This is a genomic window from Actinacidiphila polyblastidii (assembly GCF_036353415.1).
In the GTDB taxonomy this organism is placed as follows: Bacteria; Actinomycetota; Actinomycetes; order Streptomycetales; family Streptomycetaceae; genus Actinacidiphila; species Actinacidiphila polyblastidii.
Genome location: NZ_JAZEWV010000052.1, coordinates 1 through 25,749 on the forward strand (window position 1 = coordinate 1; position 25,749 = coordinate 25,749).

At 72.8% G+C, this 25,749-nt stretch carries 20 protein-coding genes and 2 pseudogenes; 7 read left to right on the top strand and 15 right to left on the bottom strand.

The window, feature by feature from the left end:
- The 4 genes and pseudogenes from V2S66_RS32705 to V2S66_RS32720 all read right to left on the bottom strand — a co-directional run.
- Positions 1–213 (bottom strand): annotated as a pseudogene (locus tag V2S66_RS32705) (nickel/cobalt transporter); the annotation flags it as partial.
- On the bottom strand, positions 210–1,523 hold the full coding sequence (locus V2S66_RS32710; RefSeq protein ID WP_330800442.1) for a tetratricopeptide repeat protein: 1,314 nt from the start codon (positions 1,521–1,523) through the stop codon (positions 210–212). The pseudogene V2S66_RS32705 and the gene V2S66_RS32710, both read right to left, overlap by 4 nt.
- A 106-nt stretch (positions 1,524–1,629) precedes the next feature.
- Entirely contained in the window at positions 1,630–3,075 is a 1,446-nt protein-coding gene (locus V2S66_RS32715; protein ID WP_330800444.1) for a DUF4331 domain-containing protein, read from the bottom strand.
- A 275-nt stretch (positions 3,076–3,350) separates the two neighbouring features.
- Complete coding sequence (locus tag V2S66_RS32720) at positions 3,351–3,551, bottom strand: hypothetical protein (RefSeq protein ID WP_330800446.1); 201 nt, start codon at positions 3,549–3,551, stop codon at positions 3,351–3,353.
- A 376-nt stretch (positions 3,552–3,927) separates the two neighbouring features.
- Here V2S66_RS32720 and V2S66_RS32725 point away from each other — a divergent pair, with 376 nt between their 5' ends.
- Positions 3,928–6,204, top strand: coding sequence for a hypothetical protein (locus V2S66_RS32725; RefSeq protein ID WP_330800448.1), 2,277 nt, complete (start codon positions 3,928–3,930; stop codon positions 6,202–6,204).
- Positions 6,205–6,393: 189 nt separating this feature from the next.
- The gene (locus tag V2S66_RS34690; protein WP_413966536.1) at positions 6,394–6,807 is read left to right on the top strand and encodes an AAA family ATPase; all 414 of its coding nucleotides are present in this window, start codon (positions 6,394–6,396) and stop codon (positions 6,805–6,807) included.
- Here V2S66_RS34690 and V2S66_RS32730 read toward each other — a convergent pair.
- The 3 genes from V2S66_RS32730 to V2S66_RS32740 all read right to left on the bottom strand — a co-directional run bounded on the left by V2S66_RS32730 (position 6,689) and on the right by V2S66_RS32740 (position 11,167).
- The gene (locus tag V2S66_RS32730; RefSeq protein ID WP_330800450.1) at positions 6,689–8,374 is read right to left on the bottom strand and encodes a hypothetical protein; all 1,686 of its coding nucleotides are present in this window, start codon (positions 8,372–8,374) and stop codon (positions 6,689–6,691) included. The two genes, V2S66_RS34690 and V2S66_RS32730, sit on opposite strands and share 119 nt — an antisense overlap.
- A gap of 158 nt (positions 8,375–8,532) precedes the next feature.
- A complete protein-coding gene (gene argJ / locus V2S66_RS32735; RefSeq protein WP_330800452.1) occupies positions 8,533–9,693 on the bottom strand; it encodes a bifunctional glutamate N-acetyltransferase/amino-acid acetyltransferase ArgJ in 1,161 nt (386 codons plus the stop codon).
- 271 nt (positions 9,694–9,964) lie between these two features.
- The gene (locus V2S66_RS32740) at positions 9,965–11,167 is read right to left on the bottom strand and encodes a glycoside hydrolase family 75 protein (protein ID WP_330800454.1); all 1,203 of its coding nucleotides are present in this window, start codon (positions 11,165–11,167) and stop codon (positions 9,965–9,967) included.
- A gap of 412 nt (positions 11,168–11,579) precedes the next feature.
- Here V2S66_RS32740 and V2S66_RS32745 point away from each other — a divergent pair, with 412 nt between their 5' ends.
- Positions 11,580–12,440, top strand: coding sequence for a GH25 family lysozyme (locus tag V2S66_RS32745; RefSeq protein WP_330800455.1), 861 nt, complete (start codon positions 11,580–11,582; stop codon positions 12,438–12,440).
- Positions 12,441–12,607: 167 nt separating this feature from the next.
- Positions 12,608–13,768, top strand: a complete 1,161-nt coding sequence (locus V2S66_RS32750) for a DUF4185 domain-containing protein (protein ID WP_330800456.1) — start codon at positions 12,608–12,610, stop codon at positions 13,766–13,768.
- A 109-nt stretch (positions 13,769–13,877) separates the two neighbouring features.
- Here V2S66_RS32750 and V2S66_RS32755 read toward each other — a convergent pair whose 3' ends face one another.
- A complete protein-coding gene (locus V2S66_RS32755; protein ID WP_330800457.1) occupies positions 13,878–15,797 on the bottom strand; it encodes a UvrD-helicase domain-containing protein in 1,920 nt (639 codons plus the stop codon).
- Positions 15,798–16,272: 475 nt separating this feature from the next.
- On the opposite strand from V2S66_RS32755, the gene V2S66_RS32760 reads away from it, so the two are divergent.
- The 3 genes and pseudogenes from V2S66_RS32760 to V2S66_RS32770 all read left to right on the top strand — a co-directional run bounded on the left by V2S66_RS32760 (position 16,273) and on the right by V2S66_RS32770 (position 17,559).
- On the top strand, positions 16,273–16,674 hold the full coding sequence (locus V2S66_RS32760) for a hypothetical protein (protein ID WP_330800458.1): 402 nt from the start codon (positions 16,273–16,275) through the stop codon (positions 16,672–16,674).
- Between the two features lie 79 nt (positions 16,675–16,753).
- Positions 16,754–16,920 (top strand): annotated as a pseudogene (locus tag V2S66_RS32765) (transposase); the annotation flags it as partial.
- A 30-nt stretch (positions 16,921–16,950) separates the two neighbouring features.
- A complete protein-coding gene (locus tag V2S66_RS32770; RefSeq protein WP_330800499.1) occupies positions 16,951–17,559 on the top strand; it encodes a hypothetical protein in 609 nt (202 codons plus the stop codon).
- 367 nt (positions 17,560–17,926) lie between these two features.
- On the opposite strand, the gene V2S66_RS32775 is transcribed toward V2S66_RS32770, so the two are convergent.
- From V2S66_RS32775 to V2S66_RS32805, 7 genes are all read right to left on the bottom strand, one after another.
- Positions 17,927–18,337: a VOC family protein gene (locus tag V2S66_RS32775; protein WP_330800459.1), complete on the bottom strand. Its 411-nt coding sequence runs from the start codon at positions 18,335–18,337 to the stop codon at positions 17,927–17,929.
- 144 nt (positions 18,338–18,481) lie between these two features.
- Entirely contained in the window at positions 18,482–19,120 is a 639-nt protein-coding gene (locus V2S66_RS32780) for a GAF domain-containing protein (protein ID WP_330800461.1), read from the bottom strand.
- Complete coding sequence (locus tag V2S66_RS32785) at positions 19,117–20,004, bottom strand: S8 family peptidase (protein ID WP_330800462.1); 888 nt, start codon at positions 20,002–20,004, stop codon at positions 19,117–19,119. The genes V2S66_RS32780 and V2S66_RS32785 overlap by 4 nt, the downstream gene beginning before the upstream one ends.
- Positions 20,001–23,153 carry an adenylate/guanylate cyclase domain-containing protein gene (locus V2S66_RS32790; protein ID WP_330800464.1) on the bottom strand — a complete coding sequence of 1,051 codons (3,153 nt, stop codon included), beginning with the start codon at positions 23,151–23,153 and terminating at the stop codon, positions 20,001–20,003. The genes V2S66_RS32785 and V2S66_RS32790 overlap by 4 nt, the downstream gene beginning before the upstream one ends.
- Before the next feature lie 171 nt (positions 23,154–23,324).
- Positions 23,325–23,519 (bottom strand): aroma-sacti cluster domain-containing protein, encoded by a 195-nt coding sequence (locus V2S66_RS32795; RefSeq protein WP_330800466.1) that lies wholly within the window; start codon positions 23,517–23,519, stop codon positions 23,325–23,327.
- A 65-nt stretch (positions 23,520–23,584) separates the two neighbouring features.
- Positions 23,585–23,779: an aroma-sacti cluster domain-containing protein gene (locus V2S66_RS32800; RefSeq protein WP_330800468.1), complete on the bottom strand. Its 195-nt coding sequence runs from the start codon at positions 23,777–23,779 to the stop codon at positions 23,585–23,587.
- A gap of 191 nt (positions 23,780–23,970) precedes the next feature.
- The gene (locus V2S66_RS32805; RefSeq protein WP_330800470.1) at positions 23,971–25,737 is read right to left on the bottom strand and encodes an MFS transporter; all 1,767 of its coding nucleotides are present in this window, start codon (positions 25,735–25,737) and stop codon (positions 23,971–23,973) included.
- Between the last annotated feature and the right edge of the window lie 12 nt (positions 25,738–25,749).

The window sequence follows — 25,749 nt, forward strand, 5'->3', positions numbered from 1 at the left end:
CAGGGTGGGGATCTCCGCGCTGTCCACGACCGCGAGGTCCTCCACACGGTCGGGGTGGAACGTGAGGCCGTCGTAGCGGTTGACGGTGAAGTTGCCCAGCGGGTGGGCGCACGCCTCGCCGGCCGCCACCCCCATCACAGCGGGCACGGCGGCCAGCACCACCACCACCGCACGGCGCAGGCAACGGGTACGGGCACCCGCGGAGAAGATCATCGCTGTCCTCGAAGACGGGCCAGACGCATCCGCGCGTCAGGAGCCAGGAGCGGAGAGAAGCGGGGATTGTCGGTGAGCGCGCGCGTGAGGTCGGCACGCGCCGAGCGGTCGTCGCCGAGGGACTGCTCGATGACGGCGCGGTGGTAGTGCAGCAGGGCGTCGCGCCAGCCGAGCCGGTCGGCCTGCCGGGCCATCGGCAGTGCGTCGGCGTCGCGCCCGGCGCGGTGCAGCGCCCAGCCGAGCGCGTCGGCGACCAGCACGCTGCGCCGCCTGTTCCACTCCGCGGTCAGCAGCGTGACGGCGAGTCCCGGGTCGCCGTGGTCGGCCTGGTACTGGCCGAGGTTGAGGTCGTCCACCACCCCGTTGGCGGCGAAGAGCCGCTGCTCGGCCTGGAGGACGCCGTACTCGGTGCGTGCTTCGCCGTCCCGGCCGAGTGACTGCAGCAGCTCGCCGAACTCCAGGACGTACTGCGGCTGCGGGACCCGTGCGATGGCGGTGCGGTAGTCGCCGACGGCGCGGTCGGTCTGCCCGAGGGCTGCCTCCGCGCGTGCGGAACCGGCCAGCGACGCGGTGTACGTGGGGTCGGCCGTCAGCGCCTGCCGGTAGTGGTCGAGGGCCTGCTGGGGGTGGCCGGTGTTGAAGGCGAGTTCGCCCAGGTAGTGCTGGCAGAAGGCCACGTCGGCGGGCGACGAGGCGTCGTCGAGGGCCCGTCGCAGGGCTTGCGCCGCCTCCGTGGTGCGCCCGTGCAGCTCCAGGGTGTAGGAGGCGCGGGTGAAGGAATCGGTGGAGGGGTGCAGGTTCAGCATGTGCTGGACGGCGTCCTGTGCCGCCTGGTCGTCGCCGAGCTGGGTGAGCGCGTCGTTGAGCGCGCCGTAGGGGGCCCAGGCGTACGGGTCGTCGGCGACGGCCTTGTCCGCCCAGGTGCGGGCCTGGGCGAACCGGTGCCGGGCGTTGGCCAGTCCGGCCATGCCGGTGAGGGCCGCGGTGTTGTGCTGCGGCTGGAGGGTGAGTGAGCGGCGCAGCGCGGACTCGGACTTGGGGTACAGGGTGGGGTCGACGGTCAGGCGGGCCTGCTCGACGTACGCGGAGCCGAGTTGGGCCCAGCCCGAGGCGTCGTTCGGCTGCTGCCGCAGTCCCGCCTGGAGCGCGGTGATGGCCGAGCCGATGGTCTGGGGTCCGCCTCGGCTGCCGTCACCGCTGCCGGGGGCGGACCGTGCGGCGGGCGGGCCGGCGGAGTCCTCCATGGCCGTGAAGCCGGCGAGGCCGGCACACAGGGCGGCGGCGGTGGCGATCAGTGCAAGGCGGCGCATGAGGGTCGTGTCCTCGGCTCGAAGGCGGTTCGCGGGGTGGCGGGGTGGGGGGAGGGCGGGGTGCCCGGTGCGGGCCGGTGACCCGTGCCCGCACCGGGACCTTCGGTCATCCGGCCTGGTTCACCGCGTCGGTGAAGGGCAGGGCGATGTACGGGAAGCTGCCCGTGAAGGGGCGGCCGGGGCCGTTGACACCGTCACCGGCGGCAAGGGCCTGGATGAGGTGGCCGGGCGTGGCGCCTTCGAGGGCCTGGAGGGCGATGTCGACGACGTCGTCACCCATGCGCCGTCCGTTGGGGAAGCCCTGGAAGTCGCCGGCGAGGACGCCGAGCCGGTTCGGGTTCGCCGTCACCGGGGTCGACATGTTCAGCCGCAGTTCCTCCGCGGGGACGAAGCGCCGCTTGTCGATGTCCTTGTTGAGCAGCTGCGAGTTGAGGTCGACGGCCAGCGGACCGCCGGCCGCCTTGGCGATGCCCGTCAGGAAGATCTCCTGCAGGTCGGTCCGCGGGGCGGCCGGGGCGGGGATGCCGTAGATCGACTGGATGAGTTTGGGCACCTCGGGGTCGAGGACCTTCGCGACGATCTTGGGCTGGTTGTGGTCCTGCGAGGGCGGCAGGGCGTTGAAGGCGTTCTTCAGGCCCGCGGGCACGACGGCCTCGTTGACCAGGGGGTTGCCCAGGCGGGAGACCTGCACGTAGGGGCCGGTCGGGGTGGACTTGCCGGGGCTGAGCTGCATGGTGCGCCGCTCGGTGGAGCTCCACACGCCGATGACCGGGTTGCGACCGGAGTCGCCCCGGTAGGCCAGCGCGGACTTGGGGACCTGGATGGCCAGGGTGTTGACGTTGTAGCCGTTGAGCGTGTTGTGCCCTGTCTCGCTGAAGTTCCCGCCGTAGAGCAGGTCGAAGATCCTCAGGTCGAGGAAGAACGGGTCGGCGGCCTGGCTGGCGACGGTCCGGCCACCGCCGGGCAGCCGGCGGGTGGCCTGGCTTCGCAGCCGTCCGTAGTCGGGCATGGACGCCCTGCCGACGTTGGACGGCGCCGCGATGGCGTCCTTGACGAGCGTCACCGGGCGGTGCCCGGCGCGGATCTCCTGGAGCGTGTAGTGCTGGCGGAAGAGGAGCGTGGGGTCGGTGAGGTTGTTGACGACCCCGTTGTTGTACAGGAACGTCTTCTCGCCGCGGCGGTCCTCGTTGCGGAACGTCCACCGGTAGGTCAGGTCCGGGGTGCCGGTGCCCTGGCTGTCGATGTTGATGTCGTAGTGGGCGTCCGTGGCGAACGGGTAGAAGTTCGGCCCGCCGTTCGGCTCCTGGAACGGGTACCAGTTCGCGACCAGCGTCACGGTGTCGGACGCGTCGGGGCTGGCGAAGGCGTACAGGTCGGTGTTGTCGACCTGCGGGTCCGAGGCGATCAGCGGCGCCTCACGGTGGCTGGACGCCTGGCCGACGCCCGCGCCGGGACCTGCGAGCGCCGCACCCGCGACGGCGGTGCTCAGCAGGAGCAGCAGGGCGGCCGGCTTCCGCCGGGCGGTGCCGGGCGGTTTTCTGCGAAGGGTCATGGAGGGGCTTTCTCTGGGGCGAAGGACGCGGTCCGGCGGACCGCATCGCACGTTCCTGCCCGGTTCGTCCCCTCCGGGCCCGCGGACTGGTCGAGGTGGCCGACTCCACCCTGGTGGCCCATAACGCTCCCGCGGCCGTCCTCCGCACGCCCCCGCCGTGCGCGACGTCGGGGCGTCAGCACGTCAGGTCCGCGGCGTGCGCACGGAAGGGCCCGGCGTCGGCGGACGCCGGGCCCCTCCTCCTCTCCCCCGGCGTGCCGGGCGAACGGCCGGGGTCAGCGCAGCGCGTAGGCCCGTGTGAGGGTCTCGTGGACGCTGTCGCCCGCGGTGTCGCTCGCGGTCAGCCGCACGCTGGCGGCCACGTCGGGCACCTGCGCGTGGACCTGCTCACGGCGGCGGAACACGCTGCGCCGGTCGTCGGTCACCGCGTTCACGACGCAGCGCCGCGCACAGGCGTCGACCGAGTCCTGGCGCACCCGCGGCCACGCGAGGTAGCCGGGTCAGCGCGGTCTGCACCATGTCCTCGGCCGCCGCCCGGTCACCCGGCAGCAGCAGCACCGCGACACGGACCAGCTCACCGCGCCGGGCACTCACGAACGCGGTGAACTCCTGGTCCCGTTCACCACTCGGCTTGACGGACACACACCCTCCGGACCTCGACACGACCACGGCGATCACCCCTTCTACGGAACAGGTGGTGCGCGGCGTTGCATGACGCCTCTACGACACCCTGCTGTCCCGGTCCGGCTCCGGGAGCGCAGATTGTGACCGAATGCGGTGAACGGGGGGGTGTGCGGATTCCTCGCGTGGTTGATTGCCCCTCGACAGCAGGACCGATGGGGGGAATGACACATGAAGCGGAATCTCGAACAAGCGGCGCCGGACGCGAAGCGGGCGGCGATGACGCGCACCGGGACCGAGATCCTGGAGCCGGCCGGGCTGCCGCCGGCCGCACGGTCGAAGCTCAAGCGCACGCTGACCAGCCTGGATCTCGCGGAGCACCCCGACCTGCCCGCCGGGGCGGTGGTACGGCTGCATCCGCGGCTTGAGGTGGGGGCGGACGGGCTGATCGAGCAGCTGGTGATCAGCCGGCTCCAGCGCACGCCTTCGCCGTTCGGCAGCAGGATGGGCGACCACACCGTCGCCTGGCAGGCGGTCGTCGACGCGGTGCACTCGATGGTGCACGGCCGCACCGTGCCGGAGGCCGAAGTGGTGCTGCGGGAGCGGCAGAAGGTGGTCAGCTCCTGGATGGACGACCCCGGCTCGCACGGCATGAAGGTGTTCGACCAGCTGGAGGACCGCGCCGAGCGGACCCTGCTGCTGGAGGACGCGGGGTGGCGGGTGCGCACACTGCTGACGCCCGGCCCCAGGGCCACGGCGGAGGACCGGCAGGCCGCCCTGGAGAAGGCCATCGCCCACCACCTGGCCTACGTCAACTACCTCCCGTTCGCGACCGTCCCGGCCAGGTCCGCGCGCGGATCGCGCGGTTCCGGGGAGGGCAGTTACCGGGCGCACGTGCTGGCCCTCGAGCGGTCGGGCCCGCCGGATCTCGTGCCGCCCGCCTCCGCGGACACCGGCGGGCCGGAGGCGATGAGGGCGGCGCTGTGGCGGCTGTTCGCCTTCGACGCCGCCGTCCGCGCCGCCGACCTGGACTTCGCGCTGCGGCCCGGCGTGGTGACGGGAGTCGTCCGGACGAAGGCCGACCTCACGCCATTGGCCGAAGCTGCCGTCGCGGCCTGCGACGTGGTCCTGCGGACCCGGCGCTTCAAGAGGAAGGGCACCAACGCGGAGAAGGACCGGGCGGCCGCCGACGCCGCCGGGCTGCTGCCGCCGGTGCCCGTTCCCGCCCTCGACCCCGCCCAGGTGGTCAAGAGCCTCCAACCGCATCTGACCGGCCCGGACGACGAGGAGGGCGAGTACGCGGCCTTCCTCAAGCTCGCCCGCAAGATCCGGGAGGCCGCCGATCTGGCCCTGTCGACGCCCGATCCGATGAGCGTCAGGGACCACGACACGCTCAAGGACGCCAGACTCGCGGTGTCCGACGGGCTGGCGCAGGCCGCGCAGTTGGAGACCGACATGCGGGCGCGCAGCGGCGCGCTGCGCGACGCGGCCGAGATCCTCGCCCACCTCCTCCACGACCACCAGGTCACTGTCGCGCAGGCGTACCCGTACACGGTCAAGGCGGCGCGGTTCCTGCAGCCCAACGCGACGGCCGCCGCAGTCAGCCGGCTGTCGGCAGCCGTCGGGGACCTCGTTCCGTCGGCCGATCCCGAGCTGCGCGACAAGCTGCTCGACGCCGTTCGGGAGATCCACCCGCAGCTCCAGCCCGCCCCGGAGCCGGCCAGGACCAACGGCTGGGTCGCGGTCGCCGCGACGAGCGAACTGTCCGCCGTCTTCCCCTCCGGCGGCCCGCTGCGGATCACCGGTCGCGCGCCGGCTCCGGCCGGGGTCGCGGGCATGGGCTCGCACACCACGGCGTGGCTGGTCGAGCGGCTCGCCGCCGACGCGCTGGTCAGCGGCGCGCGGGACGGCGTGCCGGGGGTGCTCGCCGTGCTGCGCAAGCAGGTGGTGCGCGATCTGAACAGCCGCGTGATGGCCCTCGACTGGCTGCTGCCCACCGAACAGCTTCTCGCCGGCCAACTGCAGAACGTGTTCGACGGCGCGCTGGACGTCTTCAACGCCGCCGATGTGCCGGACGCCGCGACCGCCTACCTCACCTTCCGCAACCTGCTGCCGTACGCGACCGTCGACGCGGGCGACCGGGGCGGCCACGGCGAGTCGATGACGGCGACGAAGGAGAAACTCTTCGACCGCAAGTCGCTCACGACCGCGGCCGGACTCAAGTCGGACGAACTGATGGACTCCCAGCGCCGCAAGGCCGCCGCCCGCGACCTGACCAGGGTGGCCGGCAGGCTCCGGAAACGGGCCAACCCCGAGTGGGCGCTCCAGGCGGACGTCCGCGACGCGGTCGCCGCCTCGGTCGCCCGGCTCACCGAGGCCTCCCGCACCCTGTCCGCCGGTGTCCCCGACGGGATCGCCCTCGCGCTGCTCATCGAGGAGGTGCGGTCCGCGGAGCACGACGAGGCGTACACGCTCGCGAGCGCCTCACGCCTGCGGAACGAGGGCTGAGCCGGCGCCCCTGGGGGTTCCGGGCCGACGGGCTCTGACACGGCGGCGCTCCCACCGGACGGACCGGTGGGGCGCCGCCGGGCGTGGCCCGGCCTTCCCCGACCAGGAGCGGGGCGCCGTGACGCCGTGGCGGCGCTTCCCCGGCTACGTCAGGCGGGGGGAACTGGCGTCCTGCGCGCTCGGTCGAGAATGACCGTCGGCGACGCGAGGGGATCGAGCGGGAGGCGGTCGGGTGACGGTCGGTGCGGGCGGGGCGCGCGACCCGGGGGTGCGGGCGCGGACGGCGTCGGGACGCCGGCCCTCGTCGGACGCGAGAGCGAACTGCTGCGCGTCGCGGCCGCGTTGTCCTCGCCGCCCGCTCTCGTGCTGATCGAGGGCGAGGCCGGCATCGGCAAGAGCCGGCTGGTCCGCGAGTCGCTGGGGCGCTCCGCCGCGGAGGGTCCGCGGCACCTGGTGGCGATGTGCCCGCCGTTTCGTGAGGCGCTCACCCTCGGCCCGGTGGTCGACGCGGTGCGGCAGGCGGTGGCCGATCCGGCCGCGCTCGGCCTGTCCGGTGAGCTTCACCGTCGCCGCGCGCCGTCCCGGGCGGAGGTGACCGGCTGACCCCTGCGCGGGGCGGCGGCCCGGCCACGGCCGGGAGCCGTCGATCGCCGGTGGGACGCGGCCCGCGGCGGGGGAACCAGGCGCGGACGGCGGCCGAACCGGGTGGCGTGGGGAGCGCGGCCGAACGCCAGTGGCGGGTGTACGCGGGCGCCCGGCCACCGCCCGCGACGAGCACCGCCACCGGCAGCCGCCGGGCCGCCGCCAGCAGCCCGGCGACGGTGACGCTCTCGTCCGGGCCCGCGGTCTGGCGCGACGCGCAGCCCGCGTAGAAGGCGAGGGGGACGGCCGCGTCGCCGGAGAGCACGCAGGGCGGCCGCACGCCCTGCGCGTGCAGTCCGGCGGCCATCTCCTCCTCACGCACCTTGGCCTGACGGTTGGCGCCGGCCGCGGCGAGCAGCACACCGCCCTGGACCACCAGGTGGCCGCACAGGGCGGCGGCGACGAGCGCGGCCACGCCTGGCCGCAGCCGCCCGGCGCGGCCGCGGACCGCCCACAGCAGGCACTCGGCGACCGGGATCGCCAGCAACGCGTAGGCGGGCAGCAGGAACCGCGGAGCGGCGTAGCCGACGGTGAACAGGTACGGCACGGCGACGGCGACGGCGGTCAGGAGGGGGAGCCGGACGGCGTCCCGCCGGCCGCCGCGCGCGACGAGGGCGCCGCCCGCCGCCAGGAACGGCAGCGCGAACCACCACAGGGCGTCCCCCCGGTGCCGCCAGGGGACGTCGCAGGGCCGGCACAGCGTGCGCCCGTCCAGCGCGCGGACCTGGTCGTCGACGGCGACGTGCAGGCCGAGGCCGCCCTGGATCGCACTGGCCCGGTGCAGCCTGGCGGCCAGGCCGCCGTACCGCACGTACGCCTCGATCACCCACTCGGCGCAGCCCGCGAGCAGCGCCGCCGCGAGGACCGCCAGCAGCAGCGGGCTTCGCGACGGGCGGAGCGTCAGCGCGGCGGCGGCCAGCGCCGCCACCAGCCACACCGCGTCCGGGGGGCGCATGAGGCCGACCAGGACCACCGCGGCCGCCAGCCCGGCGAGGGCCGTGCGATCCGCGGGGTCGCGCGCCGCGCGCAGCAGGAAGCCGGTAGCGGCCAGGGTGCCGTAGGCGCTCCACAGGTTGGGCATCACCTGCGACCCGTACAGCAGGGTGATCCACAGTCCGGCGAACAGCCCGCCGGCGAGGGCGAGCACGGGGGCGGGGAGCAGCCGGCGCCATCCACGCAGCGCCAGGAAGAGCCCGGCGCCGGACAGGACGGCGAGGTGGACCCGCAGCGCGGTGGTGGAGGAGGTCAGCCCCGCGACGGGCGCGGCCAGCAGGGAGACGCCGCGGGCCCGGGGTGCGCTGAAGAAGGCAGCGGGGACGTGCGCGGCGACCTGGCTGGTGTAGACGGTCTCGTCCCAGCCCAGGCCGGACCCGGGCACCACGAGGACCAGTTGGGCGAGTACGAACACCGCGCAGACCGCGGCCACCGCGCCCACGGGCGCGGCGGCCCGAGCAGCCGTGCCGGCCGTGCCGGCCGGGGCCGCTCCTGCGGGCAGCGGGCGGGCCCGTACGCGGAGCCTGTCGGGCATCGGGGACCTCGCAGCGTCGTCGCGGCGGCATGTGACGGTAGGTGACGGCATGCCGCTGCCGACTCTCGTCGTGACGTCGGACCGCGGCCACTCGGCGCGCCGGTCCGTCCTGGGAGTCGCCCCGGCGGTGGAACGGCGGGGCGTTCGTCGCGGCGGCGTCAGGTGGTGTAGTCGGCGTTGATCTTGACGTATCCCTCGGTGAGGTCGCAGCCGTAGACGGTGAACGCGCCCTCGGCGATGCCCAGATCGACGCCGATGACCACCTCGTCACCTGACAGGTAGGCCGCGGCGCGCGCCAGCAGGGCGTCGCCGGGTTCCTCCGGGTGCATCGGCAGGTCGCCGAAGCTGATCCGTACGCGCGCCGGTTCGATGTCGGTCTCGTCCTCCAGCTTGCCGACGGCCATCGCGACCCGGCCCCAGTTGGGGTCGCCGCCGTGCACCGCGGCCTTCACCAAAGGGGAGTTGACCACGCTCTTGCCGACCCGCTTGGCCTGGGCGTCGTCGCGGGCGCCGGTGACCCGCACCTCGATGAGCTTGCCGGCGCCCTCGCCGTCGGCGGCGATCATGCGCACCAGGTGCAGCGCGCACGCGTACAGCGCCGCTTCGAACCCGGCGTGGTCCACCGGCCCGGCGAGGCCGTTGGCGAAGACCGCCGCGGTGTCGCTGGTGGAGGTGTCGGTGTCGATGCTCAGCGCGTTGAACGTCCGGTCCACCACCCGCCGGAAGATCGCGTCGAGCGCGTCGGCCGGGATGTCGGCGTCGGTGAAGAAGAAGGCCAGCAGCGTCGCCATGTTGGGTTCGATCATGCCGACGCCCTTGGCGATGCCGGTGAGCACGGCAGGTCCGCAGCGCACCGAGAAGCACTTGGGGTGGGTGTCGGTGGTCATGATGGCCTTGGCGGCGGCGTCGAAGTCCGCCTCGGGGAACGGCCATGACAGCTCGTCCATTCCGGCCCTGATGCTCTCGATCGGGTACGGGCGGCCGATCACCCCGGTGGAGCCGATCACCAGATCCTCGGGGTCCACGCCGGCGATCTCGGCGACCCGGCGGCGCACCTCCTCCGCGTGCGCGGCGCCGGCCCGGCCCGTCGCCACGTTGGCGTTGCGGGACAGCACGACCATGCCGCGGCTGCTCTGCCGGGCGGCGGCCGTACGGCTCAGCAGCACGCTGGGGCCGGCGAACCGGGACCTGGTGAACACCGCTGCCGAGCGGGCAGGGACCTCGGAGACGACGGCCGCGAAGTCGTCCTCCCCGTCCTTCAGACCCATGTTCCTGGCGACGCTGCGGTAACCGCGCGGGGTGACGGGCTGTCCGTCCATGGCCGCTTCTCCCTCGGTCGTCCGGGCCCGGCGACGGGCACCGAACCGGTTCTGCATGATGATGCATAGTAGCGTAAGTATGTACGGTGCGCCGGAGGGCCGTACGCGCCATGCAATCAGCCGTCGCCCCTGTAAAAAAGCCTGCTTCAGGCGCGCGTGAGATAAGGGGACGGGCAGCCACACCTTGACACCTCTGCATGAATATGCCGAACGGCGCCGGCCCTGCGGGAGTGACCCGCCGGCCGGCGCCGGGTGCGGAGGGGTGCTGGAGCTACTGGGAGACGGTCACCGAGTCGATGTTGGCGGGGCCGTTCGCGGTGGCGCCGGCGATACGGATGGTGTTGGCGCCGGCCTTCAGGGGCACCGACACGGACGCGGTGGCCCAGGTGTCCCAGTCGGCGGTGGTCGGGAAGTTGAGCGTGCCCTGCGAGGCGCCGTTGACGGAGATGGTCGCGGGCCGCGCCGCGGTGGTGCCGTCGGAGTACCGGATGCTCACGGTCTTGGTGCCTGCGGTGGCCGCGGCGACCGGGATGTCGACGTACGCGCCGGTCGCGTTGGCCGGGTTGGCGAACGCGGTGCCGGTGTAGCCGAGGTGGTTGGAGTCGAACGTGCCGCCGGCGGACAGGGTGCCGGTCTCCGCCTCGAAGAGCGTGCCGCCCGGCGGCGGGCTCGTAGGCGGCGTGGTGCCCGCCATGCTCGCGCCGAGGCTGTTCAGCGCCGTCTGGACCAGGGCCTGGGCGTGGTCGTTCAGGTTGGAGTTGGTGCCGTTCACCACCCAGGACGAACCGGAGAACATCACCACGGTCACGCCGTTGTCCACACCGCCTGTGGTGCCGCTGCTGGGGATGCCGAGCAGCTGCGCCGCCTTCACGGACGCCTCGCCGAGTTCGCGGGAGTCGTTGTCCGAGGTGGTCTGGCTGTTCGCGGTCTGCGTGTCGCCGAAGATCGAGCCGATGACCTTGCCGTTGTAGAACATCAGCGCGAACTGCCGGCCCGACATGCCGTGTTCCTTGTAGTAGAAGTGCGGGCAGGGGGTCGTGCGGTCCCAGCAGTCGTCGCCCAGCACGTAGAACGGTACGTGGTGCGCGCCGAGGGCCTGGCCGTTGCTGTCCTCCCAGGTGGTCTCGCCCTGGTGGTCGGGGTCGGGATCGGAGTCGCTGCCGTCGGTGTCGATGGCCATGCCGGAGCTGTAGGCGTAGACGCCCGAGGCGACCTGGTACACGTTCACGTTCTGAGCCCGCGTCATGGTGTTGATGTGGGGCTTGGAGTTGACCTTGTTCGCGGCCGTGGAGTTCTGCTGGACGCCGGCCAGCACCTGGGCGGCCGTGTACGTGGTGTCGGCCGGCGCGGCGGCGGAGCCTGCCGGGGCGGCGGTGTGCGTCGTGGCGGCGTCGGCGTTCCCGACGGCGAGGGGTACGGCGAGCGCGAGAGCCGCGGCGGCTGCGACGGCGAGGCGCGTACGGGTCGATGACATGGTGGGTGGGGCCTCCGGGTCATTCGTTAGGAAAACTTCCTAACGAATCAAAGCACTTGTGACCCCCGTCACGCAATCGTTCCGGCATGCGGCCCGCGATGCGGACGTCCGCCGCACCTCCGGGGCCCGCCGAAGTCGCCCCTTCCACCCGCGCGTCCACACTGCGGACGCCGGCGCCGCCAGAAGTGGCGGCTGCGACCGGACGATCACAGCCGCACCTCCATCATCAGCGGTTCCCTGCGGCACGGCGCGGCGGCAATGGACCAGACCAATGGCGCGACGAAGGAGTCTTTCTCTCCCGCCTCTACGCGCGTAATCTCTGACGCGCTGTCATGAACGCTTCACAGCGTGAGTGCGCCGTTCCCTTCGCCCAAGCGGCTTTCACCCCCACCACCGCCCGTTGGAGGCACCCATGAACCAGGCAGAGACCACCGCCCGGCGCACCATCCTGCTGCGGCGGTCGCTCGCCGCGGTCGGCGGCGCGCTGGCCGCCGTGGCACTGCTCGTCACGGCCCCGGGCGCGGCCACGGCGGCGACCCCGGCCGGCGCCGCCGCGCCCGCCCACCCCGAACGGGACTGGATGGGCTCGACGGTGGCCGCGCACGAGGGCCGTTCGGCGGGACGGGAGGCGATCACCCCGTCCGTCGCGCAGACGCCGGGCATGGACGTCAGCCACTGGCAGGGCGCGATCAACTGGGCCTCCGCTTACAACAACGGCGCCCGGTTCGTCTACATGAAGGCCACCGAGGGCACCACGTACCGGGACCCCAACTTCTCGGCGAACTACACCGGGTCGTACAACGCCGGCTTCATCCGCGGCTCGTACCACTTCGCCACCCCCAACACCTCCACGGGCGCCGCCCAGGCGGACTACTTCGTCGCGCACGGCGGCGGCTGGTCCAAGGACGGCAAGACGCTGCCGCCCATGCTCGACATCGAGTACGGCACCAGCTCCACCTGCTGGGGCCTGAGTCAGGCGGCGATGCGGACCTGGATCACCTCGTTCGTCAACGAGGTGCACGCCAAGACCACACGCTGGGCGACGATCTACACCACCACCGACTGGTGGACGACCTGCACCGGCAACAGCGCCGCCTACAGCGCCAACGACCCGTTGTTCATCGCGCGGTACGCCTCTTCCGTCGGCACGCTCCCGGCCGGCTGGGGCTTCTACACCTTCTGGCAGCACGCCGACTCGGGCGTCTTCCCCGGTGACCAGGACTACTTCAACGGCGCCTACACCGGTCTGCAGAACCTCGCCAACAACGTCTGACCGACCCGCGATCCACCGAACGACCCACCGAACGACCCACCGATCGGCCGGCGCGACACGGCCGAGGTGGTCACCTGTGCCGTGAACGAGCGCAGTTGAACGTCGCGTACGCGGTGGGCGGGCGGTCGCCCGTCCACCGCGGCCATTCCCGAAGCGGAGGAGCCGCCATGTCCTCGTCCGACCCCGGTACGTCCCTCGGCCCGGCGGTCCCGACCGCCGCCGATGCCCCCTCCGTCCGGGCCGCTGCCGAGGGCCCCGGGCGCCGGGGCGTGCTGGCCGGCGTCCTCGGCAGCGGCATCGGCGCGGTCACGGCGCTGGTCGCGCCGGGTGCGGCCGCCGCGACGCCGCGCACCGCGACGGCGGCGACGATCACCGGCGGCAAGATCAGGAACCTGACCGGACCGGCCGAGACCGGCCGGTTCGCCGCACCCTGGACCGACCTCGGCATCCCCGCGCGCTGCCCCAACGGCTCCATGCTGTTCGTCTGCGGCGACACCTTCAACGGCAGCGGGGTCGGCGGCCCCGACTGGCGGGCCCCGGTCGGGCTCCGCTCCAGCAGCGGCGACCCCGCCTCGCTCGTCATCGACGGCAGCGTCGGCGGCTCGCACGCCAACGGCCTGGTGCCGGAGGGACACGCCGGCGGGACGACCGCCATCCCGTCGGACGTGTTCACCGTCGGCGACACGATGTACATGCACCTCATGCGCGGCGTCATCTACCAGACCGACCACTCGGACTTCTGGCAGTCCAGGGACAACGGGGAGACCTGGCAGTACCTGTGCCAGTGGCCGGGCAACCAGTACGCCGGCCAGTTCCAGCAGAAGACCTACGCGGTGGCCGACGACGGCTACTGCTACGTGCTGTCGACCGCCTTCAACCGGAACGCGGTGTCGGGGCTGCTGCTCCACCGGGTGCCGCAGACCCAGCTGGGCAGCCCCGCCGCGTACCAGCCGTGGGGCTACGCCAACGGCGCCTGGGCGTGGGGCAATTACCCGACCACGATCACCGGCGCGCGCAAGTGGGGCGAGATCTGCTTCCGGGCGATGGGCGGAAGGTACGCCCTCACCTGGCTCAACATGGACGTGCTGTCGATGCGGGCGCAGGTCTTCGCCCTGCCGACCTCGAACCTGTTCACCACCCCGGAGCAGACCATGATCGTGCCGACCACCCCGGGGCACGAGTCGGGCAACGCGGTGGCCAGCCCGTACGGCGGCTTCATCGTGCCCGGCTCCACCTTCGCGAACTTCACCATCGCCGTGAGTCAGTGGTACGACAACCAGAACTACCGCGTCATGCAGTACCGCATCAACGGCCTCGCCTCCGGCTGACGGCGACCGTCAGAGGGGCCGTTGTGCACGATCGCCGAATCCCTGGTGCGCCGCGCCACGGTCGCGCGGCGGTGCTCGGCGCCGGGCGGCGCCTGGTGCCCCTCCCCCGCTACCGGGGTGAGGGCCCGAGCAGGTTCCAGGGTGAGGCGGGAGCCGACGGTGCCGCCGGGCTGTTGCGGTGTCGCGGCGGTGCGTCGGGGTGGTGGTCGAGCCAGGCGAGGCCGCCGGGGTCGAGGTGGCGGCGGGCGCGGGTGACGGCGACGTAGGCGAGGCGGGCCTCGGCGGGCTCCAGGGGCCGGGGCAGGGGGTCGCCGTGCTCGTCGGTCTCCTCGCCGGGTGTGGGTTCGAAGTCGGGGGCGATCCTGACGGTCGGCCACTCCTTGCCCTTGGCCTTGTGGGCGGTCGAGACCACGACCTGGGCGTGCTGCTCGTCGGCGAGTCGGCGGACGGCGCGGAGGATGACGTCGGCACTGTAGTTGTCGATGAGTTCGATCAGCGGCAGGAGGTCCCCTCCTGAGGGATCGGACTCGGCGTACTCCTGCAGTTCGCGCCAGGTGCTGAACAGGGTGAGTTCGGGATGGCCGGCGCGGCGGCCGGCCTTGAGCTCGCCGGCGGCTTCGGCGAGCTTCTCCAGTGCTGTGCCCCCGCCGGCCAGGGCGACGTGCTTGTTCTGGGCGAGCAGGTCGAGGATGGTGACCATGGCGCCGACGTTGGTGCGGCACAGCACGGCGTCCGGTGTGCCGCCCGGACCGAGGGTGGTGTGCTGGCCGGGGTCGCCGCGCAGGCGCAGAGGCGAGCCGGTGAGGGTCAGCCACCGGTTGGCCTCGGCTGCCAGGTCCGGCCCGAAGCGGAAGGACTGGGTCAGATGGAGCTGGCGGCCCTCGAAGTCGGTCATGACGTCGCGGGCGCCTCGCCAGCCGTAGATGGCCTGGGCGGAGTCGCCGACCATGATGAGCTGGGCGTGGTCGCGCTGGGCGTTGAACACCTTCTCCAGCGCGGGGTTGGTGTCCTGGGCCTCGTCCAGGAGCAGGAAGTCGCCGGCGACCCGCGGCTCGCCCAGCGCCCACATCTTGAAGTAGTGGTCGTGCTCGAACGGCATCACCTCGCCGGCCGGGTCCTGGATCTCCTCCCAGGCCCGCCGGGCGTGGGGCAGCACCATCTTCGCGAGCAGGTCGTGCTCCGCTTTGCCGCCCAGACCGCGCAGCCAGGGCACGTGCCGCAGGGTGAGGTGGGTGTCGGCGGACTGGCAGAAGGTGCGCACGGTGCGCACCATCGCGTAGGCGAGGCCGCGGTTGGTGACGGTGCGGTCTCCGATCTGCAGTTCCATGGTCGGTGCGATGCCGAGAGCGGCTCCGGCCTGCCAGGCGGGCTTGCGCGGCGCCTGGAGCCGCTTCTCGTACCGGCGCCCGACGGCAGCGTGCGCCAGCGAGTGCGCGGTGCGGCAGACCACGTTCGGTGGGAACTTGGCGGCCGCGGCGGCGGCGATGGGCCGGTTGAAGGCCAGATACTGGCCGCGCCGCCGGGCCGCGGCCGCGGCCAGAAGGATGAGCGTCGTCGTCTTGCCGGTGCCGGCCCCGGCCTGTAGCGCGAGGTGCTGCTCTGCGGTGAACTCCGCGCGTGCGGCCTCCTGTTCCTCGGTGACCCGCACTCCGGACAGAGCCCGGCGACTGCCTTTCAGATGGTCGAGGCTGCCGGCTCGGGCCGACTCCGCCTCCGCGAGCCAGCCGCGCGCCGTGTCGACGGCCGCGCGGACCATTTCCAGATCGGCCCCGGTGCGGCTGCGCACGCCCAGCCGCTTGTTCAGCTCGGCGTTGACCAGCGACTGGCTCAGCGCGGTGGCGCGGACGAGCTCCTCCACGAGGCGGCGCAGTTCCGCTGCCGGATTCCACGCCAGATCGCTGGCGACCGGCCTGCGCGGCGACGACGGAGGAGGGGGTGGGGGCGGAGGCGGCGGTTCGGCTGCGGGGGCGAACAGACCGAGCTGGCCGTCGTCGTCCGGGTCGGGCCGCGACGGGCGAGATCTGCTCACGCGCACCTCGGAGGGGTAAGGGATCGAGCCGGGCCTCCACGCTACCGGCTGGCGCGGACAGAGCCCTCGGCTCGGCTCCGGCTCATCAACCACCTGCGTTTGGCTGAATACGGGTCGTGAGAGTGCGGGCTGGTGCCGAAGTCGTTGCTCGGCGCGTAGACGTCCAGGCCGCCGACGCGGCACGAGCCCTTCGATTGATGTCCATGGCACAGATGGCCCCACACACCTCTGCCAGGGGGAACCGCACTGCAGCGCACCATAAGAAACGGCATTTTGGTCTAGGACGAATCCAGGACGAATCCAGGACGGACCAAGGACTCGTGACCGTAGTATCCCGATCAGGCGATCTGGAGGCAATGGCTCGAACCCGAGGCCGACGAGAGCCACCGCGAGTCTGGAAACCCCCCGCTCGACTCCAGCGCGAGGGAACAACCAGCAACCCCGGTAAGGGGCATGAACTACCAGGAGGACACCCATGCTGAAAATCGGAACGGCCCGACGCACCGTCGCCCTCACCGCCGGCGCCGTCGCTCTCGCCGCCGGCGCCACCGTCGCGACGGGCGGCACCGCATCCGCGGCCGGCTCCAACTGGCAGGAGCTGGTGGGAAACTGCTTCGGCTACACCCTCTGGAACGCCAACCAGGTGACCGGCTACGTCGTGCCGCACAACGGCGCCTATTGCTCCGTCGCCATCGAACAGAGCACGAACGGCGGCAATACCTGGTCCAGCTACTGGTCGAGTCCCTGGTCGAAATCTCCCGCCAATACCCCCACGTGGTGGCACGGCTATGCCTCGAACGGCAGCATCCTCACGGACCGTGTATGCGTCGGAGATTCCACGATAACGCTCGAATACTGCAGCCCGTACTACAACTGAGAAGTCGTCTCATCGGGCGGTCCGGTAGTCCGCGGCCGTGGGGATCGCGAAGCGCTTGGTGCCTGATGAGCTATAGGAGTTGTTCCAGAGGGTCGTGCCGCCTGCGCCTTCGCGGCCGCAGGGTGTGGCCGGCGTCGGTACGGCGATCGTGAGGTGCTGGCGGCCATCGTGTTCGTCGCCACCTCTGGCTGTACCTGGCGGCAGTTGCCGCCTTTATCTGGGCCATCGGGACCCACGGCCCACCGCCCCGAGTGTCACCTGCGGAAGGGAAGGACCGTGAACGGGTTCGGGAAGCTGTTGTCCGGCCGATTCGCCAAGGCGGCCGCGGTAGCGGCCGCGGCGCTGACGCTGGTGGTCGGTACCACGGGACAGGCGAACGCCGCGATCAGATGGCCTCACATCCAGGTGGTCGATCAGGCGCTCCAGCAGTGCATAGCGGCGGATTACGACCACCCGGCGGGGGCCGCCGGCGAACTGGTGCCGGGATGCATGGCCGGCGGGACTGACTGGATCGATCTGATCAGTGCAGCGCCGGACAACAGCGGCCACGCGGTGGTGCAGATCCAGAACGACTACTTCACGGGCCTGGCAGACTGCCTGACCACGGGCTCCCCGGGGTACGGCCCCAAGGGCGGCACGGTCACCGGCTGGGCCACCTGCAACGTCAACGATCCCGGCCAGTTGTGGACGATGATCACGGCCGCCCCGCCGCAGAACGTCGGGAACCCGGCGGGGCTGAAGCACTTCATCAACTTCTACAACGCCAGCCCCGGTTATAACGTGTGCTTGGACGGCGGCATCGGCCTCTACGGCTTCCCCGGACAGTGCTCCACCACCAACAACTGGCAGATCTGGAACGTCTACACCAACCTCGGCTCCTACTGAGAAGGCCGCCCGCCCGCACGGATGTCGGGTCCGTGTGGGCGGCTCAGTTCTGGCAAGCCCGGCTTTGAAGCTATCCGCTTACCATCCGCCGGTGCGATGGAGTCGAACAGGGTTCCTGTTCGGGTGATGGGGCGGTGGTCGGTGCATAGCAGCAGGGCCTCGTGGTGGCTCGGGGTTGCGAACCGAGCCGAGCAGCTCCAGGAGGCCCTGTTGCCACAGTCTTTCCCGCTCGCCGGTGTGGAGTCCAACGAGTCGTCCCCTGCGCGTGGCTGCCTCGCGCACAGGTGCGGCAACACGGCAGACGGCCGGGCCGAATACTGGCGGGATGCCCAGCTCAACGAACGATCACACCCTAGGAAACGGTGTCCTAGGCGCGCTGGGGCCAGGCGGGGCCCTGACCGGTCCAGACGACACCCTTGTTGCGGCAGAGGCAGAAGGGGTGGCCGACGGGGTCGGTGTAGACGCGGAAGCCGTAGCCCTCGGGGTCGGTGCAGTCGCGCTGGAGGGTCGCGCCGAGGGCGAGGAGGCGGTGCTGCTCGGCCTCGATGTCGTCGACTTCGAAGTCGAGGTGGAACTGCTTGGGGTGCTCGCTGTCGGGCCACTGCGGGGCGCGGTAGTCCTCCACCTGGATGAAGGCCAGTTCGATCTCGCCGAACCGGATACCGGCCCAGCTCTCGTCACTGCCCTCCTTGACCGGGAGCCCCACCACTTCGGAGTAGAAGCCCGCCAGCTTCATCGTGTCCGGGCAGTCGATGATGAAGTCGGTCAGTCGCAGCATCCCGCGATCTTGCCACAGGATCAGATGATCGGCAGCCGCCGTGGACGGTGCCGGGTGAGCCGCGGGCGCGGATCGGGCCGTTGCTGCCGGCGCGGTGGTCCGCGACCGTCCCCTCCCGGGACCGGTCGGGCCCGGTAGGCGTTCTCAGAGCAGCTCCGCCAGTACCGCGATCAGCTGCAGGCCGGCGTCGCGGCGCGGACCCATGCGCTGGGTCAGCGCGTTGACCAGGCGGATCACCTCGTCGAACTCGGTGCCGCGCTCGCGGAGCACCGCCTGGGCGAGGCGGTTGCGCTGGACCAGCGCCAGTGAGACCGCGGCCTGGGAGGCGAACATGGCCAGCAGGTCCATGTCGTCGAGCGTGGTGGGGCGCCCCTCGGCGCGGTCCAGTACCTCCAGCACGCCCAGGACGACCTCGTCGTGGAGGAGCGGGGCGGCCATCAGGGTGCGGGGCACGTACTGGGTGGACTCGGCGATGTCCCTCGCGAACAGGGTCTCCTGCGAGAGGTCGTCGACGACCATCGGCTCCCCGGAGACCGCCACCCAGCCGGCGATGCCCTGGCCCGCCGGGAAACGGGTGCCGACCAGGGAGTTCTCGCCTCGTCCCGAACTGGCTTCGAAGACGAGTTCACCGGTGGACTGGTCCAGCAGCAGGATGGAGCTGGCCTGGGCGCCGAAGATGGCGCGCGCGGTCGCCACGACCGACTGGAGCAGGTCGCGGTGGCCGCTGTCGGAGTCGGCGACGGTGGCGGACACCGCTGCGATGAGTGGATCGGGTTGGTTCATCGGATCCCGTTCCTGTCGTCTGGCCGGCCGGGTACGGCGGATTCCGGCGCGGAGTCGGGTGTCGCGGACACGTTCGCGGCGCCCAGGTGCAGCAGGCTCTTCACCTGGAAGGGCGTCAGTCCGCGGTGGCTGCTGTGGAGAAGGGCGCAGAGGCCGGCGACGTGCGGGGTGGCGAAGCTGTTTCCGGTGCATCTGCGGTTGGTGCCGCCCAGCCAGGGCGCCGGCACGTCGATGCCTCGGGCGAAGAACTCGACCGGCGGCGTGGGGTTGTACAGGAGGTGCAGCGGGTCGGCCTCGCCGTGGCTGCCCACCGAGATGACCGAGGAGAATCGCCAGGGGAAGCTCTCCACCCGGGAGTTGTGCGCGGCCGCGACCAGCAGGGTGCCGCCGAAGTACGCCTCGTCGGCCAGTTGCCGCAGCCCTTGGGCGAATGCCTGGCGGGTCGTCGACAGGCTGATGTTGATGACGTCGAACCGCTCCCGCACCGCCCAGCGCAGGCCCGCCAGCAGGGCGTCGCCGGTGCCGCTGAAGTCACCGCCGAGGACCCGGACGCTCACCAGTTCGCAGTCGGGGGCGAGCTGTCTGATGATGCCCGCGCAGGCGGTTCCGTGCCCGCAGGTGTCCCCCAGCACGTCCTTGACGATGCGTGGCTCCCCGCCCGGTCCGGTGTCCACCGCGAAGGCGCCGTCCAGCGGGCCGACCTCGGGGTGGTCGGGCTCCACCCCGCTGTCCAGCACGCACACCCGTACCCCCGCGCCGCGGGCGGTGCCGGTACGCCAGAGCCGGTCGACGCCTCCGGACCAGGCGGTACGGACGGTGAGGTCGGTCTCGCTCAGGTCACTGAGTTTCCAGGTGAGGCGGGGCGCGTCGGGAAAGGCCGTCATGACGCCTCGGCCTCCTCGCGGAACCGCCGCACCCAGCCGGCGCCCACCTGGTCGCCCTTGTCACGGTAGGCGCGTTCGGCGTCGGCGGCCCTCGTCAGCGCCTCCTCGCGGCGCCCGGCCGCCAGGGCCGCCCCGGCGCCGGCCAGGTGCGCGGTCGCCAGGCAGGACAGGGAGTCGGTCCGGGAGGCCAGGTGCAGCGCCTCGCGGGCCGCCTGCTCGGCGTCTTCGGGCCTGCCCCGGGCGGACAGCAGGCGCGCGCGCAACGCCATGAATCCGGACCTGGTGACCGGCGAGACGCCCGAGGCGTCGCCCGGCGGGGTGCGCTCGGTCCACGCCTCGGCGTCGTCGGCGCGGCCGCCCTGGAGCCACAGGTCGGCCGTCCAGGTGCCGGCCATGGTCCAGGTGTCGGCGTCGCCGGCCAGCCAGCTCAGCTCGCCCGCCTGGCGCAGCCGGTCCTCGGCCTGCGCGGTGCGGCCCGCGAGGGACTCGACCAGGCCGGCGAAGGTGTGGATCGCCGCCATCGGGGCGATCACGCCCAGTTCGGTGACGATCTGCTCCGCCTCGGCCAGCAGCGCGCGGGCGGCGTCGAAGTCGCGCCGCATCGCGTGGAGCACGGCGAGCGGACAGCCGACCGCGGCGCGTACCGTACGCCGTCCCGCGTCGTGCGCAGGCAGCAGGCGCCGGCACTCCTCGACGGCCTGGAGCACCGGCGCCGGCCCCAGCCACAGCGCGGTGGCCAGGCCGCCCAGCGCGGTGGCCTGCTCGAGCTCGACGCCGGCCCGCCGGCCGAGGGCCAGCGCCTTCTCGAAGGACCGGGCCGACTCCGCGTACCGGCCGTCGCGCTGGCTGACCTGGGCCAGGCAGAGCCGGGCTCTGGTGATGCCCAGCAGGTCGCCCGCCGCGGTGAACACCGCCAGCACCTCGGCGGCCGTCCTGGGCAGTTCCCGCGGCTTGCTCCCGGCGTCGAGCTGCGCCAGGTGCAGCCTGGCGTGCGCGCGGACCCGCGGGTCCGGCTCACCGGCGGCGGCCGGTTCCAGCAGTTCCCTGGCGGCTGCCCGGTCGCCGACGGTGATCAGGGCCTCGGCGAGGCGCACCCGGATCTGCGGGGCGTCCGCGACGGGGCTGCCCTCGGCGGCCAGCTCGTCCTGCAGGGCGGCGGTCCTGCGCAGCAGTTCGACCGCCCAGGAGCACTCCCCCCTGGCGAGCGCGGCGGCGCCCGCCTCGTGCAGCCGGTCGACGGCGCGCCCGGCGAGTGCCTGCCTCCTGGACGCGGCGCCGCCCAGGTCCCGCAGGCAGCGGTACGCCTCGGCGAGGTGGGTTCCGACGATGTCGGGCGCCGCGCCGCCGGACCGGAACCAGTCGGCGAGCGCCTCGTGCCATGCGGCCCGCAGCCGCTTGGGCAGGCTGCCGTACGCCACCTCGCGGACCAGCAGCTGGGTGAAGCGGTAGGTGCCGTCGTCGGGCGGTTCTGTGGGCTCGATGAGGCGCCTGCGCAGCAGCGCTGCCAGCGGGGCGGCGTACGGCGCCCCGCCGGAGGCGGGCGGCGGGCCGCCGAGGGCGGTCAGGTCCGGCACGGTGAACTGCCGTCCCACCACCGATCCGCGTCCGAGCAGGTCGCGTTCGGCCGGCGACAGCCGGTCCAGCCGTGCCGCGAGGAGCGCCTGGACGGTCGGCGGCAGGTCCTCGGTGCCGCCGCCGTCGGCGAGCAGGGCGGCCATCTGCTCGGCGAACAGCGGGTTGCCCTCGGAGACGGCGGTGACCCGTTCCACGGCCGGCGAGTCGCCGTGCAGCAGGACCTCGCCGATGGCTTCGACCAGTCGCCGGCAGTCGTCGGGGGCGAGCGGCGGCACCGCGAGCGTGGTCGCGGAGAGTTTGCCGCTGCCCCACTGGGGGCGGGTGTCGAGCAGGTCCAGCCGGGACACGCACACCATCATCAGCCGGGAGCCGCGGCCGGTGTCGATCAGGTGGTCCACCAGGTCGAGCAGGGTGGGTTGGGCCCACTGCAGGTCGTCCAGGACCAGCACGACGGGCCGTTGCCGCGCCACGGCGCTCAGCAGCAGGCCGACGGTGCCGAAGTCGGCGGGCGACACGGCGTCACGCTCTCCGCTCAGCAACCGGTCGGTCAGCGCGCGGACGGCCGGGCTGTGCGAACCCGCGGACGGCGGCGGAGCCGCGTCCTCGGTCCCCGGGCCGGCGCCGAGCAGCTGCCTGACGACCTCGGCGAGCACCGCGGCGGTACCGCCGTCCCCGTACGGCTGGCAGCGGGCGACGGCCACGGCCGCGCCGCGCTCAGCGGCGGCGCGGGTGAACTCGGCGGCCAGCCGCGACTTTCCGATGCCGGCCTCACCGAGCAGGGTGAACAGGTGCGGCGCCGCGGTGGCCGTCGTCTGCTCCCAGGCGAGCTCCAGTCGGCCCAGCTCGATCCGCCGCCCGACCAGTGGGGTCTGCGCACGCGGCACGGCCGACGGGTCGCTGACCAGGTCCAGCAGCCGCCACGCCTGCAACGGGCGGCTCTTGCCCTTGACGACGAGGGGGTCGGCCGGCTCGCTCACCGCCCGCCCCCGCAGCGCCCGGTGGGTGTCGGGACCGAGGAGGATCTCGCCGACGGGCGCGTGCTGTTCGAGCCGGGCGGCGATGTTGACGGTGTCGCCCGACACCAGGGACTGGCCGACGCCGGGCATGCCCGCGGACAGCACCTCGCCGGTGTTCACCCCGATGCGCAGCCGCAGCGGCGCGGTCAGGCCGGCGCCGCGTTCGGTTCCCGGCTCGATGCCCAACTCGTCGCCGAGTTCGGCGTTGAGGCCCATGAGGGCCTGCCGCATGTCCCAGGCGGCCCGGACGGCGCGCAGCGCGTCGTCCTCATGGACCCGCGGCACACCGAACACGGCCATCACGGCGTCACCGATGAACTTCTCCACGGTGCCGCCGTGCCGCTCCAGGCAGTCGCGCATCAGCGTGTAGAAGCGGACCATGACCTGGCGCAGCGGCTCCGGGTCCAGCCGTTCCCCGAGCGCGGTGGAACCCACCAGGTCGGCGAAGAGCGCCGTGATGACGCGCCGGCTGTCGGGCACGTCGACGGAGCTGATCAGCCGGGTGCCGCAGACGGCGCAGAACTGGGCGGCCGCCGGGTGGTCCCGGGTGGCGCACACCGGGCACTCCACGGTGTCTCCTGTCGGTTCGGCCGGCCGGTCGGCCGGGCCATCGGGGGGGGCGGAGCGGCCGGTGCCGGCCGGTCCGGTCGCGGTCCGTGCCCGCGGTCGGCGGGGCACGGACCGCGGGCGCGGGCCCGTCCGGTGACGACGCCCCGCGGCGGCGGCCGGTCAGAAGAACAGGCCGCCGACCATCGAGTGCGCCTCCACTTCCGGTGCGTGCTCGTCCATCTGCTGCTTGACCCGGATGAGGGTTTCGACCTCGTCGGGTGCCAGCGATGACAGGATCGCGCGCTGTCCGGGCGTCAGGCCGTCCGTCGGAATGCCGGCCTGTGCCAGGACCCGCAACGGGTCGTGGGACTCCATGGTGGGTCTCCCTCTCCGGGAAGGCCGGGGCGGCCCGGCGGCCGGACGCCCCGGTCCGGGGCCTGTTACCAGACGAGCGCGCCGACGGTGGTGTCCTCGACGTGCGCGGTGACCTCTTCGGGGTTCAGCCGCTCACGGATCGAGTTCAGCACGTCGACTTCCTGCGGGCTCAGCGCCGCCAGCACGGCCAGCTTCTCGGGGGCGACCCCGTCGATGGTGTGACCGCCTTCGCGCAGCGCTTCCAAAGCGTTGAACGCCATGTCCGTTCTCCTTTCGCTCGGTGGTGGTGGCTCGGCTGCTCGGTCCCGGCCCGCGCCGACGCGGTGGCCGGGCGCCGCACGTCCGTGGGGTTCCTCCGTGCGGCGCCCGGCCTCGTGGGCCGCGTCGGGCGCGGGGCCGGGCGCTGCCGGGATGGGTGGTACCGGGATGGTGGTGCCGGGCGGGGCCGGGTCTACCAGACCACGGCGCCGACGGTGGTGTCCTCGACGTGCGCGGTGACCTCTTCGGGGTTCAGCCGCTCACGGATCGAGTTCAGCACGTCGACTTCCTGCGGGCTCAGCGCCGCCAGCACGGCCAGCTTCTCGGGGGCGACCCCGTCGATGGTGTGACCGCCTTCGCGCAGCGCTTCCAGAGCGTCGAATGCCATGGGTTCCTCTCCACGACCGGTTCGGATGGGCTTGACTCCTGGCTGGTGCGGAAGCGGGCCCGGGGGCTCGTTCCGCGTCCCCGGCGCGCGGCGGATGCGGCGGCCGGAGTCTTTGGGTGGTGTGTCGCCGTTCCAGGCGCGCAGGGCCCACGCCTGAGGGGCCCGAGGCGGCTCGGCCTCCTGCGCGGAGGAGGTGTCCAGGTGGGCGACCACCTCGGCCTCCTCCAGCAGGGCCTGCTCGGCCTGGACCACGGCGTCGAACGGTCCTTGGGCGGTCGGGCCCGGATCGGACGGGCTCGGGGCGGCATCGGAGGGGCTCGGGGCGGGGTCGTGCTGCGGCCGGAGCAGGCCGGACAGGCCGAGCAGGGCGAGGGCGGCGCCGGCCGCGCCGAGGACCCACCCGGTTCCGACCGAGGAGGCCACCGCGGCGCCCAGGGTGGGGGCGGCGGTCTGGAGCACCGCGGGCACCACGGCGATCACCGCGCCCACCCGTCCGATGAGCGGCTGCGGTGTGGAACGCTGCACGAGGTAGCCGAAGATCACCAGTATCCCCGCCGAGCAGAACCCGATCACCAGCACGAACGCCATCCACACCGCGACGGGTTGGCGCGTGCCGGCCAGCGCCGCCGCCCCCATCACGGCGACGCACGCGCCGGTCGCCACCTGGGACCAACCCAGGACCGCGAACGGGTTCCACCGCTGCCCCCACTGGCCCACCAACGCGGTGCCCAGCAGGGCGCCGATCCCGACGCAGCCGACGGTGAGTCCGAACTGGGACTGTCCCAGGCCCAGTTGGGCGAGGATCAGCGGCGAGAGGGTGTCGAAGGCGATCACCAGGAACACGGTGGCGGACAGGCCGGTCACGGCCGTGCGCAGTGTCCGGTTGCCGGCCACGTACGCGAGTCCCTCGGACAGCTCCCGGCGGAAGCGGCCCGGAAGGGGGCTCGGCCCGTCCTCGCGGGCGGGCCGCACCAGACGCAGCCGGGACAGCAGCACGGCCGACCCGACGAAGGTGGCCGCGTCCACCACGAACGCCGTCGACGGTGAGGCGACCGCGAGCAGTACGGCGCCGACGGCCGGTCCGGCGATCTTGGTCGACTGGCTGACCGACGTGCTCAGCGCCGACGCCCCCAGCAGGTCGCGGGCCGGGACGACCAGCCGGACCGCGGACTGCTGCGAGGGCCCGAACAGCGTGCTCACCGACGTCTTCAGCAGCACCAGCACGATCAGGACGGGCAGCGAGGGGGCCGCCAGGTATCCCAGGACGACGACGGCGCGCACCAGGTCGCACGCGACCATGGTGGCGCGCTGCGGCAGCCGGTCGGCCCACACCCCGCTGACCGGTCCGAGCACGATCCATGGCACCGTCAGCGCCAGGGTGACCAGTGCCAGGCCACCGGGTCCCGTGTGCCACTGGTAGGCGACCAGGGCGAGCAGCGCGATGTAGTCGACCCAGTCGCCGAAACCCGACAGCAGCTGACCGGCGAACAGGAGCCGGTAACGGCGGTGGCGCAGCGGTGCGAAGAGTCCCGCCGACCCGGATTCCGGGCTGCTGGAACGTGGCGTGCGCATCCCCGACCCCCG